The 12,988-nt window shown below is 64.5% G+C and carries 12 protein-coding genes; 11 read left to right on the top strand and 1 reads right to left on the bottom strand.

All coding sequences use genetic code 11. The features are described from left to right. Positions 1-213: 213 nt before the first annotated feature. Positions 214-516: an H-NS family nucleoid-associated regulatory protein gene (locus tag OKW30_RS19070; protein ID WP_013090908.1), complete on the top strand. Its 303-nt coding sequence runs from the start codon at positions 214-216 to the stop codon at positions 514-516. A 299-nt stretch (positions 517-815) separates the two neighbouring features. Here the strand turns inward: OKW30_RS19070 and OKW30_RS19075 are convergent, their stop codons facing one another. Further along, entirely contained in the window at positions 816-1,880 is a 1,065-nt protein-coding gene (locus tag OKW30_RS19075) for a glycosyltransferase family 4 protein (RefSeq protein WP_090802471.1), read from the bottom strand. A gap of 798 nt (positions 1,881-2,678) precedes the next feature. On the opposite strand from OKW30_RS19075, the gene flhD reads away from it, so the two are divergent. The 10 genes from flhD (at position 2,679) to cheD (ending at position 12,983) form a co-directional block, all read left to right on the top strand. Then, positions 2,679-2,999, top strand: coding sequence for a flagellar transcriptional regulator FlhD (gene flhD, locus OKW30_RS19080; RefSeq protein WP_260336525.1), 321 nt, complete (start codon positions 2,679-2,681; stop codon positions 2,997-2,999). Beyond that, a complete protein-coding gene (flhC, locus tag OKW30_RS19085) occupies positions 2,999-3,649 on the top strand; it encodes a flagellar transcriptional regulator FlhC (RefSeq protein WP_429347374.1) in 651 nt (216 codons plus the stop codon). Before flhD ends, flhC begins: the two co-directional genes overlap by 1 nt. 136 nt (positions 3,650-3,785) lie before the next feature. Continuing rightward, positions 3,786-4,646: a flagellar motor stator protein MotA gene (gene motA / locus OKW30_RS19090; RefSeq protein ID WP_090802475.1), complete on the top strand. Its 861-nt coding sequence runs from the start codon at positions 3,786-3,788 to the stop codon at positions 4,644-4,646. A gap of 22 nt (positions 4,647-4,668) precedes the next feature. Beyond that, positions 4,669-5,679, top strand: a complete 1,011-nt coding sequence (gene motB, locus OKW30_RS19095; protein ID WP_090802477.1) for a flagellar motor protein MotB — start codon at positions 4,669-4,671, stop codon at positions 5,677-5,679. Between the two features lie 83 nt (positions 5,680-5,762). Beyond that, complete coding sequence (locus OKW30_RS19100) at positions 5,763-6,140, top strand: response regulator (RefSeq protein WP_018418789.1); 378 nt, start codon at positions 5,763-5,765, stop codon at positions 6,138-6,140. A gap of 96 nt (positions 6,141-6,236) precedes the next feature. Continuing rightward, on the top strand, positions 6,237-8,597 hold the full coding sequence (gene cheA, locus OKW30_RS19105; RefSeq protein WP_429347375.1) for a chemotaxis protein CheA: 2,361 nt from the start codon (positions 6,237-6,239) through the stop codon (positions 8,595-8,597). A 79-nt stretch (positions 8,598-8,676) separates the two neighbouring features. Beyond that, complete coding sequence (locus OKW30_RS19110) at positions 8,677-9,204, top strand: chemotaxis protein CheW (protein ID WP_184069781.1); 528 nt, start codon at positions 8,677-8,679, stop codon at positions 9,202-9,204. Between the two features lie 39 nt (positions 9,205-9,243). Further along, complete coding sequence (locus tag OKW30_RS19115) at positions 9,244-11,100, top strand: methyl-accepting chemotaxis protein (RefSeq protein WP_429347376.1); 1,857 nt, start codon at positions 9,244-9,246, stop codon at positions 11,098-11,100. 204 nt (positions 11,101-11,304) lie between these two features. Then, the gene (locus tag OKW30_RS19120; protein ID WP_429347377.1) at positions 11,305-12,267 is read left to right on the top strand and encodes a CheR family methyltransferase; all 963 of its coding nucleotides are present in this window, start codon (positions 11,305-11,307) and stop codon (positions 12,265-12,267) included. Next, positions 12,264-12,983 carry a chemoreceptor glutamine deamidase CheD gene (gene cheD, locus OKW30_RS19125; RefSeq protein ID WP_184069775.1) on the top strand — a complete coding sequence of 240 codons (720 nt, stop codon included), beginning with the start codon at positions 12,264-12,266 and terminating at the stop codon, positions 12,981-12,983. The genes OKW30_RS19120 and cheD overlap by 4 nt, the downstream gene beginning before the upstream one ends. Positions 12,984-12,988 lie beyond the last annotated feature (5 nt).

Consider the following 12,988-nt stretch of genomic DNA (forward strand, 5'->3'; position numbering starts at 1 on the left):
AATTCTAGGCAGACAGCGCCAAATCGGGTGTCAAAGATTGTCAAACCGCACAGAATTTATAAACTATTGCGAGATAAAGCGCAGGTTTTACAATTCACACTCTTTAATAATTATCAGAGGAAAATTCGCTAAACCGGTATTAGTCGCCATTGCGAATTTTTATAATTGCAGCTAGTCTGCGGTCGAATGAGTTCTAGAAAAGGGGAGAACCGAATGTCTCAATATGCAGACCTCAAGGCGCAGATTGCCAAATTGCAGGCACAGGCAGAAGAAGCGCGACGCACGGAAATCGACAATGTCGTCGCCGACATCCGCCAAAAGATCGCCGAATACGGTCTGACCGCGCAGGATCTCGGTTTCGCGGTCGCCGCCAAGCGCGGCCGCCCGCCCAAGAAGACGCCGCTGCCGGCGAAATATCAGGACCCGAAGTCGGGCAATACATGGAGCGGGCGCGGCAAGCCGCCCAAATGGATCGTCGGCAAGAATCGCGAGCGATTTCTGATTGGCTCGGCGTGACGCTCGCCCGACCTGATGTGAGACGGGGTGAAGGCGGTCTGAAGGTTTCTTTGCTGTTTGACTTATTCGCCGCTCGCAAATCCACCGTGGAAGCGCAACCATCCCTGTATTAAAAAAGCCGCCCATACAGGGCGGCTTTTTCGCGTCCGGCAGCCAAAAGACTTCGTTTTTCGCTCGCGCAAACGATTCCGATGCCGGACTCGCCGCTATTGCGGCGTTATAAGCGAAGGTTCACAGCGCCGCTTCAATGCGGGCCGAAAACGGCCAGCCGTAAAAGCGCCGGCCGTTTTCAGGCGCGCCTAGCCGACCGCGACCTGGCGCAATACCGGGCGCCGCGACGTTTCAATCAAGGCGGAATAGCCGTCGATATAGTTCTGCGCCATCGTTTTCGAACTGAAGCGGCGTTCGAACTGGGCGCGGATTTCGATGCGCGACAGCTCGTCGAGACGCTGCAGAGCCGCTACCGCGCCTTGCACGTCCTCGACGATATAGCCGGTCACGCCGTGGTCGATCACCTCAGGCACGGAGCCGCGGTTGAACGCGATAACCGGCGTGCCGCAGGCCATCGACTCGATCATCACGAGGCCGAACGGCTCGGACCAGTCGATCGGGAACAGCAGCGCCTTCGCGCCCGACAGAAACTCGGGTTTCTGCGCCTCGTTGATCTCGCCGACGAACTCGACATGCGCCATCGACAGCAGCGGCTCGATCTCGCGCTTGAAGTACTCCATGTCGACCTTGTCCACCTTGGCGGCGATCTTCAGCGGCAGACCGCTTTGCGCGGCGATCCTGATAGCTGTATCGACGCGTTTTTCCGGGCAGATGCGGCCGAGGAACGCGAGATATTCGGGCTTCTTGTGCGGCTGCGGCGTCAGCAACTGGTCCGGCAGACCGTGATAGATCGTGTTGAGCCAGTTGGCCTGCTGCAGCGGCAGACGCTGCGAATCCGAAATCGACACGACCGGCACGTGCGAGAATGCGTCGAACACCGGCTGTAATTCCGGCAGGTCGAGACGACCGTGCAGCGTGGTCACGAACGGCGTGTCCATCGTCGTGAACAGGGGGAACGGCAGGTAGTCGAGATGGAAGTGCAGCACGTCGAACTCGTGCGCGATCTTGCGGACCTTTTCCATCATCAGCACGTGCGGCGCCAATGCATCGCGAATCGTCGGATCGAGGCGCAGCGCGCGCGGCCAGCATGCCTCGAGATTGGCGGACGTGACTGAGTCGCCGCTCGCGAACAGCGTGACGTCATGGCCGAGTTCGACCAGCGCTTCGGTCAGATACGACACGACACGTTCGGTGCCGCCATAGAGTTTCGGTGGGACAGCTTCGTAGAGCGGCGCGACTTGTGCGATTCGCATGCGTTTTCTCCTGTGTCGATCAGAGTTAGCGCTGTCGCGCCGACCCGGATCCCATGCGGATTTTTGATACTTACCGGGGCTTCGCACGACGGCTGAATGGCGCGTGGTACGTCTGCCTAACCGGACGGTTGGGCGCGGTTTGCCCCGCCCGAGGGTGCTCCGAAATAGCTATCGGGTAATCCCTTAGCCTTCATTATCGGGATCGACCGCGGTAATTCGAGTTATTTTTCAAACGCTTAATGTTGTTACAGCGCGAAACATGGACCGTTACAGCTGCCGCGCAAGGTCGAGCAGCCAACAGGTCCCCATAATCGGGAAGCGTAATTCGACCGACTCAATCAAGCTCGACAGGCGAAATGCACCGTAGCAAGCGGCGGACCCGAGGGTCGGATGAGCCGGGAAAGATCTCTAACCGAGCCAGATTGCAGCCGGGTGAAAACGTCTTATAATTCTTTTCCACCGTTTTACGGTGCGGCGGTGAAGTTCTGAAAACTCACCATCCGGTACACGCCGCAGCCGTATAAATTCCCAGCGCGCATCGTCAGTCCCGCCCCGCGCATCAATTCGGCCCAATTCGTGCCTCGCCGCAACCCGGGTTGTAGGAATAATTCCTACACAAATGACGGATTAATCCGTCACCCAGCTGGGGTGTCTCTCCGATTTTCGGCTGTGCCCCCTTTCGAGACAATGCTTGCAAGACCAGAGACGAGCGGATTCGCGCGGATTCAGCGCGCGCGTTCGAGCAAACGTTTCCGCAAAAATCGGCCTGACCAGCCGGGCATACGAACGGGGGAAATCATGAGCACGACTAGCCATATGCTCAGTGAGATCAGGGAAGTCAATCTTTCCTATCTGCTGCTCGCCCAGCGTCTGCTGCGCGAAGACAAGCCGATGGGCATGTTCCGCATGGGTATTTCGGACCAGCTGGCCGACGTGCTCGCCAATCTGTCGTTGGCGCAGACCGTCAAGCTCGCGGCGTCCAACCAGATGCTGTGCCGCTTCCGCTTCGACGATCACGCGGTGCTGACCGCCCTCGCGGACAAGGACAAGTCCAGCGCGATCGCACAGGCTCATTCGGCGATCCTGATGGCGAGCCAGCCGGTCGAGCAGATCGGCTGATGGCCAGTAAGAGCGTCGTACTCGAAGTCCGGGAAATCACCCTCGCGATCGAGCTGATCGAACTGGGCGCGCGTCTGCAATTGCTGGAGGCGGAAACCAGCCTGTCGCGCGACCGGCTCGTCAAGCTGTACAAGGAATTGAAAGGGGTGTCGCCGCCCAAGGGCATGCTGCCGTTTTCGACCGACTGGTTCATGACCTGGCAGCCGAACTTTCATTCGTCGCTGTTCTACAACATCTACCGTTTCATGGCCGGTCACGGCGGCTGCCGCGCGATCGAATCGATCGTGAAGAGCTACCGGCTGTATCTCGAGCACGTGCAGTTGCACGACGACGAGCCGGTGCTCAGTCTCACGCGCGCCTGGACGCTCGCGCGCTTCTTCGACTCGGGCATGCTGCAGATGAGCGCCTGCCGCCGCTGCGGCGGCCACTTCGTCGCGCACGCGCACGATCCGCAGCACGGGTTCGTTTGCGGGCTGTGTCAGCCGCCGTCGCGCGCGGGCAAGACGAAGAAGGCGGCGCAAACGCGGGCCGAGCGGCAAATCGCCGTCGCCGGAGTGCCGGCCGAGGTGCCGCAAGTGTCCGACGCGCGAGCTCACGAGGCCCGCTGCCCCGCCCCCACGCTCGATACCGTCGTCACCGCCGAAGTCTGAGCAGCACGCGTTGAGGCAGCGCAAGCCTCTCGTTTACACCGGACTCGAGCGCCGTCTTTTTCCCCAAAGTTTTCCGCCTCGGTGCCGTAAACCTGACTAACGACGGTAACCGTCGCTTTTTTGTGAGGGCTCGGCAGTGCTGATTTTCGTGGGAACACTCGTGACGCTGTTGTCCGTTTTCGGCGGTTACGCGCTCGAAGGCGGCCATCTCGGCGCGCTGCTGCAACCCGTCGAGGTGCTGATGATCGTCGGCGCCGGAGTCGGCGCATTCATTCTCGGTAACGGGATGAAGACGATCCGGGCGACACTGCGCGTCATTCCGACCCTGTTCAAGGGCGCGAAGTACAACAAGGACGTCTACATGGAGCTGATGGGGCTCCTGTACGTGCTGCTCGCGAAAGCGCGCAAGGAAGGCACGCTGACGCTCGAAGCCGACATCGACGATCCGTCGAAGAGCCCGATCTTCACGCAGTACCCGAAGATCCTCGCCGACAAGCACATCATCGAGTTCCTGACCGACTACCTGCGGCTGATGGTCGGCGGCAACATGAATGCATTCGAGATCGAAAGCCTGATGGACGAGGAGATCGAGACGCACCACCAGGAAGGCGAGGCGCCCGCGCATGCGCTGACCAAGGTCGGCGACGCGATGCCGGCGTTCGGTATCGTCGCCGCGGTGATGGGCGTCGTGCACACGATGGCCTCGGCCGACAAGCCGCCCGCGGTGCTCGGTGAAATGATCGCGCAGGCGCTCGTCGGCACCTTCCTCGGCATTCTGCTTTCGTACGGGCTGATCGGGCCGCTCGCCAGCGTCGCCGAGCAGCGCGTGACCGAGTCGACCAAGATGTTCCAGTGCATCAAGGTGACGATCCTCGCGAGCCTGAACGGCTACGCGCCGGCGATCGCGGTCGAGTTCGGCCGCAAGGTGCTGTTCTCGACCGAGCGCCCGTCGTTCGCCGAGCTCGAAGAGCACGTGCGCCGCGTCAAGGCGAAATAAGCAGGCGACGGGAACCGAACCGATGAGCAGCAAGGACAAAGACCGCGCAATCGTCGTCAAGCGCAGCGCGCCGAAAAAGTCCGGTCATCACGGCGGCGCGTGGAAGCTCGCGTACGCGGACTTCATGACCGCGATGATGGCGTTCTTCCTGCTGATGTGGCTGCTGAGTTCGGCCTCCACCGTGCAGCTGAAAGGTATCGCCGACTACTTCAACCAGCCGTTGAAGATCACGCTGTGGGGCGGCGATCGCAGCGCCGAAGACTCGAGCATCCTGAAGGGCGGCGGTCGCGACATCTCGACCGACGCGCAGGGCGTGACCCGCTCGACCGACGGCAGCAGCAGCCGCGCCGAGCGCACCGCGTCGCACAACGACGACGACTCCGTGAAGCAGCTGACGGGCGCGCTCGAACGCCAGGAACAGGTGCGCCTGCACGACCTGCAGGTCAAGCTGATGGCCGCGATCGAGGCGAACCCGGTGCTGCGCCAGTTCAAGCAGCAGATCCGCATCGACTCGACGCTGACCGGCCTGCGCATCGAGATCGTCGACTCGCAGAAGCGGCCGATGTTCGCGACCGCACGCGACGTCGTCGAGCCGTACATGCGCGACATCCTGCGCGAGATCGGCCACACGCTGAACGACGTGCCGAACCGCATCATCGTGCAGGGCCATACCGACGCCGTGCCGTACGCGGGCGGTGAGAAGGGCTACAGCAACTGGGAGCTGTCGGCCGACCGCGCCAACGCATCGCGGCGCGAGCTGGTCGCGGGCGGCATGGACGAAGCGAAGGTGATGCGCGTGCTCGGTCTCGCGTCGACGCAGAACCTGAACAAGGCGGACCCGCTCGATCCGGAAAACCGTCGCATCAGCATCATCGTGTTGAACAGGAAGTCCGAGGAGGCGCTCGATCACGACGACTCCACGACGACGACCCTGTCGGACGACGCAGCCGGCTCGAAGCCGCTGCTGCAAAGACTTGCGCAGCCGGTGACGGCTGCACCGAAGTTGCCGGCGGCGGCGCCACCGGCCCAGTAACAGACCGCGGCCGCCGGGCCGCGGCCCGCGCCCGACCGGCGCGCACCGCCCGGCGGCCCAGTGTTAAGCGCAGCGAGGTTTTCATGATCAGGCACATCCTGGCAATCGACGATTCGGCATCGATGCGGCAGATCCTCGCCGCGACGCTGACGGGCGCCGGCTATGAAGTCACGCTCGCGGCGGACGGCAACGAAGGGCTCGAAAACGCGCTCGCGATGGCGTTCGATCTCGTGTTGACCGACCAGCACATGCCCGGCAAGACCGGTCTCGATCTGATCACCGCGCTGCGCGGAAATCCGGCCTATCAGGCGACGCCCATCCTCGTCCTCACGACGGAATCGGGCGAACCCTTCAAAGAGGCGGCGCGCGCGGCGGGCGCGACCGGCTGGATCGAAAAGCCGCTCGACCCGGACATGCTGACCGAGCTGGTGGCGGCGCTGGCCGAACCGGACCCGGCTTGATCCGCGTCATCAACACCTTTAGACACAGTACAGATAGCTCTCGACGCGCCTCTACGGCGACTTACGCCAGACAGGCACTCTCGCGGTGAACCAGGCATGACACTCGACATCACACAGTTCTATCAGACGTTCTTCGACGAAGCGGACGAACTGCTCGCGCAGATGGAGCAATTGCTGCTCAATCTCGACGTGGCCCACCCGGACCCCGAAGACCTCGCGGCGATCTTTCGCGCCGCGCATTCGATCAAGGGCGGCGCGGCGACGTTCGGTTTCACCGCGCTCACCGAGACCACGCACATTCTCGAGTCGCTGCTCGATCGCGCGCGCAACAACGAGCTGGTGCTGCGCAAGGACATGATCGACACGTTCCTCGAAACCAAGGACGTGCTGTCCGGCCAGCTCGCCGACTATCGCGCGAGCGCCGAGCCCGATGCGGCGGTGGCGCGCGCGATCTGCGCGAAGCTGGAGCAGCTGCACGCGGAAAGCCGCATGGGCGGCGCGCCGGCAGCGGCGTCGAGCGCCGAAACCGCGCCGGCCGTGAGCGCCCCCGCGCCCGCGGCAGCGCAGGCGACGGCAACCCAAACAACAACACAAGCAACCGCGGTACAGCAGCAAGGCGGCACCCCGCCCGAGCACGTCGTCGAACAGGCGGTGCAGGCGGCGGGCGAATGGATCGACGGCGAACCGGCACAGACCGGACAAGCCGCGGGCACGGCCGACAGCGCCGGCCCACATCTGAAAATTACGCTACGGGGCGTGGGAGAGAAAGACCAGGAACTGCTCACCGAAGAGCTGGGCAACCTGGGCAACATCGTCGGGCAGGTCAAGAGCGGCAGCGATCTGACGCTGTGGCTCTCGAGCGACGTATCCTCCGACGACATCATCGCCGTGTGCTGCTTCGTGATCGACGAAAGTCAGATCACGATCGGCCGTGGCACCGCGCCGGTGGACGACGCGCAGCAGGGCGAACCTGGAACGCCCGACGCTGCCGCTCCGACACCGGCGCAATCCGCGCAGGTCGCGCCCGCCGCTCCCGCGGCGCAAGCGCAGGCGCAGCCGGTCCTTCACACGGAGCCCGCAGCATCGTCGACCCCGGCGGCCCTCGCCGCTGCGGCCGCAAGCGCACCCGCTCAGGCGGACAGCATCGAGCCGCCGCCCGCGGCACCCGCGGCGGCTCAGGCGGCGGCCAAACCGGCTTCGGCCGCGTCCGCCGATCAGGACCGCAAGGCGGCCCGTCCTGCCGCCGCGGCGGCCGGCGGCGAAGGCAGCTCGATTCGCGTCGGCGTCGAGAAGGTCGATCAGCTGATCAATCTGGTCGGCGAGCTGGTGATCACGCAGGCGATGCTCGCGGAGACCACCAGCACGTTCGATCCGGCGCTGCACGACCGGCTCTTCAACGGCATGGCGCAACTCGAGCGCAACGCGCGCGATCTGCAGGAAGCGGTGATGTCGATCCGCATGATGCCGATGGATTACGTGTTCAGCCGCTTCCCGCGTCTGGTGCGCGATCTCGCGGCGAAACTCGGCAAGGAGGTCGAACTCGTCACCTTCGGTCAGGCGACCGAACTCGACAAGAGCCTCATCGAACGGATCATCGACCCGTTGACGCACCTCGTGCGCAACAGTCTCGACCACGGCATCGAAACCGTCGAGGCGCGGCGCGCGGCGGGCAAGGATTCGACCGGTCAGCTGGTGCTGTCGGCGGCGCACCACGGCGGCAACATCGTCATCGAGGTCAGCGACGACGGCGCGGGCCTGCGCCGCGACAAGATTCTCGCGAAGGCGGCCAAGCAGGGCATGCAGGTCAGCGACACGATGAGCGACGAGGAAGTCTGGAACCTGATCTTCCTGCCGGGCTTCTCGACCGCCGAGCAGGTCACCGACGTGTCCGGCCGCGGCGTCGGCATGGACGTGGTGAAGCGCAACATCCAGTCGATGGGCGGTCACGTCGAGATCACGTCGCACGCGGGCAAGGGCAGCACCACGCGGATCGTGCTGCCGCTCACGCTCGCGATCCTCGACGGCATGTCGGTGAAGGTCGGCAACGAGATCTTCATCCTGCCGCTGAACTTCGTGATGGAGTCGCTGCAACCGCGAGCCGAAGACATTTACACGGTCGCCAACGGCGAGCGCGTGGTGCGCGTGCGCGGCGAATACCTGCCGCTCGTCGCGCTGCACGAGGTGTTCAACGTGTCGGATGCGAAGCAGGAGCCGACCCAGGGCATCGTCACGATCATGCAGACCGAGGGACGGCGCTTCGCGATGCTGATCGATGAACTCGTCGGCCAGCAGCAGGTGGTCGTGAAGAATCTGGAAACGAACTACCGCAAGGTGCACGGCATTTCCGCGGCGACCATTCTGGGCGACGGCAGCGTCGCGCTGATCGTGGACGTTGCGGCGCTGAACCGCGAATCGCGTCATGCGCATGGGCATGCGCAGGCGATGAGCCTCGCGTAACGCACGCAGCAAACGCGGCACTGACAGACATTCGCAACACAACTTCAACTCAATTCATCCCAACCGTTTGGGGGCTAACGTGGCAGAAGTCCAATCCATCAATTCGAGCGTCGCGGGCGGGGCGAAGGGTCGCCGCGACGCGCAGGCGGACGCCGGCGGTCAGGAATTCCTCGTCTTCACGCTCGGCGCGGAAGAGTACGGCATCGACATCCTGAAGGTGCAGGAAATCCGCGGCTACGACAACGTGACGCGCATCGCCAACGCGCCCGAGTTCATCAAGGGCGTGATCAACCTGCGCGGCATCATCGTGCCGATCGTCGACATGCGGATCAAGTTCCATCTCGGCCGCGTCGAGTACGACCATCAGACTGTCGTGATCATCCTGAACGTCGCGCATCGCGTGGTCGGCATGGTCGTGGACGGCGTGTCGGACGTGCTGACGCTCGCGGTCGATCAGATCATGCCGGCGCCGGAATTCGGCGCGACGCTGACGACCGAATACCTGACCGGTCTCGGCACGGTCGACGGCCGCATGCTGATCCTGATGGACATCGAGAAGCTGATGACCAGCTCCGAGATGTCGCTGACCGAAACGCTCGGCGTCTGAGCGCAGGCAGTAACGGAACCCGGCACAAGGAGCATCAAAATGCTGAGCAGGTGGTCGATCCGCACGTCGCTGACGATGGTGGGGATTCTTCTGGCGACGCTGACCGTGGTGGTCGGCGCGCTCGGGCTGACCGCGCTGAATCGCGCGAGCGGCTCGCTCGATCGCGTCGCACGCGGCGAACTGGTCGCGATTCATGCGCTCGACGATGCGTCGGCGTATCTGTTGCGTTCGCGCATCGCGATCGATCGCTTCAACACGCTGACGGCCGCCGGTAACGCGGACGAGGCGAAGAAGGCGCTCGATCGCGCGCAGGAGCTGCTCGGCAAGAGCAAGCAGAGCTGGCAGGCGTATCTCGACGCGCCGAAGCACCGCGTCGAGCAGGCCTTGCTCGACGATGTGCTCGCGAAGCACACGACGGTGATGCACGACGGCGTCGACGTCGAATTCGCCGCGTTGAACGCGAACAATCTCGACGCGTATCACGGGGTCGCGGACACGAAGATCAGCCCGATGTTCATCGCCTACGACGCGGCCGCCGCCGCGGTGATCCAGGCGTTGCGGCAGAGCGTGGCCGATCAGGAAACGAGCGCGCAGTCGAGCGCGTCGCTGATGATCATGCTGATCGGCGTGACCACGGTGCTCGCGCTGCTGGTGGTGGTCGGCATCCGTTTCGCGCTGCGCGGTCTCATCGTGCAGCCGCTGAACGACGCGACCGCGTGCTTCGAGCGGATCGCTGGGGGCGACCTGTCCACCCCCGTCGAGGTGTTCAGCAACAATGAAATCGGCCGTCTGTTCGCGGGCATCAAGCGGATGCAGGAAAGCCTCGCGACGATGGTGCGCGCAGTCCGCAGCGGCACCGAATCGATCGACACCGGCGCGCGCGAAATCGCGATGGGCAACACCGATCTGTCGCAGCGCACCGAGCAGCAAGCGGCGTCGCTGCAGGAAACCGCATCGAGCATGGATCAGCTGACCGGCACCGTGCGGCAGAACACCGAGAACGCGCGCCAGGCGAGCCAGCTCGCCGTCAACGCGTCGGACATCGCGACGCGCGGCGGCGACGTGGTGAGCCAGGTCGTCACGACGATGCAGCAAATCGCGACCAGTTCGAACAAGGTCGTGGACATCATCGGCGTGATCGAGGGCATCGCGTTCCAGACCAACATCCTCGCGCTGAACGCGGCGGTCGAAGCCGCACGCGCCGGCGAACAGGGCCGCGGCTTCGCGGTCGTCGCGGGCGAAGTGCGCAGCCTCGCGCAGCGCAGCGCGAGCGCCGCGAAGGAGATCAAGGAGCTGATCGGCGATTCGGCCGACAAGGTCAGGAGCGGCTCCGAGCTGGTCGGCCGCGCGGGCACGACGATGGAAGAAATCGTGCAGGCGGTGCGTCGCGTGACCGACATCATGGGCGAGATCAGCGCGGCGTCGGAAGAGCAGTCGGGCGGCATCGAGCAGGTCAACCGCGCGGTCGTGCAGATGGATTCGGTCACGCAGCAGAACGCGGCGCTGGTCGAACAGGCGGCGGCCGCGGCGGCGTCGCTCGAAGATCAGACGCGGCAGTTGCAGGCGGTGCTGGGCGGCTGGAAGGTAACCGGCACACCGGCGCGTCGGAGCGCCCCGGCGACGCGTGCGCAGACGCCCGCGCAGCTCGCCAGGGCTGCACCGCAAGCGGCGAGCGCGGCGACTCCGGTGAACCCGGTGGGCGCGAGCAAGGAATCGAAGGCAATCGCGGCGAGCGCGGCGACCCCGACGCAGCACGACGCAACCGCACGCGTCGAACCGGTATTGAAGCCCCGGCCGGTCGCAGTAGCGGCTCGCGTCACGACCGACACGCCCACGCGCGGCGCTCCGCCGGGCACGGCGAAGGCGAGTTCGGACGCGGACTGGGAAACGTTTTAGGCAACGGCAGAGTGACATGTGGTCAACCGGCATCGCGCCCGCGGATGGGCGAAGCATCGAAGCACGCACAGTACGCGTGTCGCGAGCCGGCCATATGGCGATGGTACTCGCGGGAGGGCGCGACCCCGCGACGACAATTCCTACCTCCCAGGCAGTCCGGCTGGGCGGCGAGCGTGATGGCTCATATCGCAGACAGGAATTTTCATGATGGCAACGCGCGCAACACAACGCCCCGCGCGGGCAGCACCTGACGGCACAGAGCCGGCCAGGTCCGTCGAGACGGGCCGCGATTTCGAATTTACGGCGGCGGATTTCGCCCGCATCCGCGAGCTGATTCATCGCGGGGCGGGCATCTCGCTGTCGGACCACAAGCGCGACATGGCGTATAGCCGCCTCGCGCGCCGCTTGCGGGCGCGCGGCATCGATACGTTCCGGCAGTATCTCGATCTGCTCGAAGCGGAAAACGATCCGGCCGAGTGGGAAGCGTTCACCAATGCCCTGACCACCAACCTCACGGCGTTTTTTCGCGAAGCCCATCACTTTCCGATCCTCGCCGAGTTCGTGCCGCGCCGTGCGCAACCGGTGTCCGTGTGGTGCTCGGCGGCATCGACGGGCGAGGAGCCGTACTCGATCGCGATGACGCTGATCGAAGCGCTCGGCGACAGCGGCGCGCGCCAGGCGTCGGTGCTCGCGACCGACATCGACACCCAGGTGCTCGCGAAGGCCGAGGCCGGCGTCTACCAGTTCGACCAGGTCAAGCACCTGTCGCCCGAGCGGTTGAAGCGCTTCTTCCTGAAGGGCACGGGCGCGCATGCGGGGATGGTCAAGGTGCGTCCCGAAGTGCGCGCGCTCGTGCGCTTCGAGCAACTGAACCTGACCAATCGCGATTACCAGTTGCGCACGCAGTTCGACGCGATCTTCTGCCGCAACGTGATGATCTATTTCGACAAGCCGACGCAGGCGCAGGTGCTGACGCGCTTCGAGCCGCTGATGAAACCGGGCGGCCTGTTGTTCGCCGGCCATTCGGAAAACTTCACGTACGTGACGCAAGCGTTCCGGCTGCGCGGCCAGACCGTCTACGAACTGACCCGCGACGCGGGCGGCACTCGCGCGCCGTCGCGCGCCAACGCGCCTGACGCGCATCAATCGAGCGGGGTGGCCGCATGAGCAGCACGCTGCCGATCGCTTCGAACCTGTACTACGACAACCACTTCCAGCGCCCCGGCGTGAAGCTGTTGCCCAACGAGTTCTATACGACGAGCGAAGACATGGTGCTCGTAACCGTGCTCGGCTCGTGCGTCGCGGCCTGCATCCAGGACCGCACCGCGGGCATCGGCGGCATGAATCACTTCATGCTGCCCGACGACGGCGCCGACGTCGCGCAGGCCGCGTCGGACTCGATGCGCTACGGCGCGTACGCGATGGAAGTGCTGATCAACGAACTGATCAAGGCGGGCGGGCGGCGCGAGCGCTTCGAGGCCAAGGTGTTCGGCGGCGGCGCGGTGCTCGCGGGCATGACGACGATGAACATCGGCGATCGCAACTCGGAGTTCGTGCGCCGCTATCTGGCCACCGAAAAGATCCGCATCGTCGCCGAGGACCTGCAGGGCTCGCACCCGCGCAAGGTCGCGTTCATGCCGCGCACCGGTCAGGTGATGGTGAAGAAATTGCGCTTGCAACAGGAAGCGGGCGTCGCCGAGCGCGAGCAGGCGCTCGTGCTGCAAAGCGCCGAAGCACGCGCGGAGCGGCTCGCCGCCGCGCGCAAGCGGGTCGAGCTGTTCGCGAAGCCGGCCGCCGCCGCCGCGCGGCCGAGAATCGAACTGTTCGGCGCGAGCCCGCGCCCGACTCATTCCAACAACGCCAGAACCACAGAGGAGGCGTGAGCGCT

The sequence above is a fragment of the Paraburkholderia sp. Clong3 genome (assembly GCF_050436485.1).
In the GTDB taxonomy this organism is placed as follows: domain Bacteria; phylum Pseudomonadota; class Gammaproteobacteria; order Burkholderiales; family Burkholderiaceae; genus Paraburkholderia; species Paraburkholderia tuberum.

Excerpts from the sequence above, each read along its gene's own strand:
- OKW30_RS19100 (WP_018418789.1), top strand. The coding sequence starts at position 5,763 with ATGATCAGGCACATCCTGGCAATCGACGATTCGGCATCGATGCGGCAG.
- flhD (WP_260336525.1), top strand. The coding sequence starts at position 2,679 with ATGAGCACGACTAGCCATATGCTCAGTGAGATCAGGGAAGTCAATCTT.
- cheD (WP_184069775.1), top strand. The coding sequence starts at position 12,264 with ATGAGCAGCACGCTGCCGATCGCTTCGAACCTGTACTACGACAACCAC.
- OKW30_RS19075 (WP_090802471.1), bottom strand. The coding sequence starts at position 1,880 with ATGCGAATCGCACAAGTCGCGCCGCTCTACGAAGCTGTCCCACCGAAA.
- motB (WP_090802477.1), top strand. The coding sequence starts at position 4,669 with ATGAGCAGCAAGGACAAAGACCGCGCAATCGTCGTCAAGCGCAGCGCG.
- flhC (WP_429347374.1), top strand. The coding sequence starts at position 2,999 with ATGGCCAGTAAGAGCGTCGTACTCGAAGTCCGGGAAATCACCCTCGCG.
- OKW30_RS19070 (WP_013090908.1), top strand. The coding sequence starts at position 214 with ATGTCTCAATATGCAGACCTCAAGGCGCAGATTGCCAAATTGCAGGCA.
- OKW30_RS19115 (WP_429347376.1), top strand. The coding sequence starts at position 9,244 with ATGCTGAGCAGGTGGTCGATCCGCACGTCGCTGACGATGGTGGGGATT.
- OKW30_RS19120 (WP_429347377.1), top strand. The coding sequence starts at position 11,305 with ATGATGGCAACGCGCGCAACACAACGCCCCGCGCGGGCAGCACCTGAC.
- cheA (WP_429347375.1), top strand. The coding sequence starts at position 6,237 with ATGACACTCGACATCACACAGTTCTATCAGACGTTCTTCGACGAAGCG.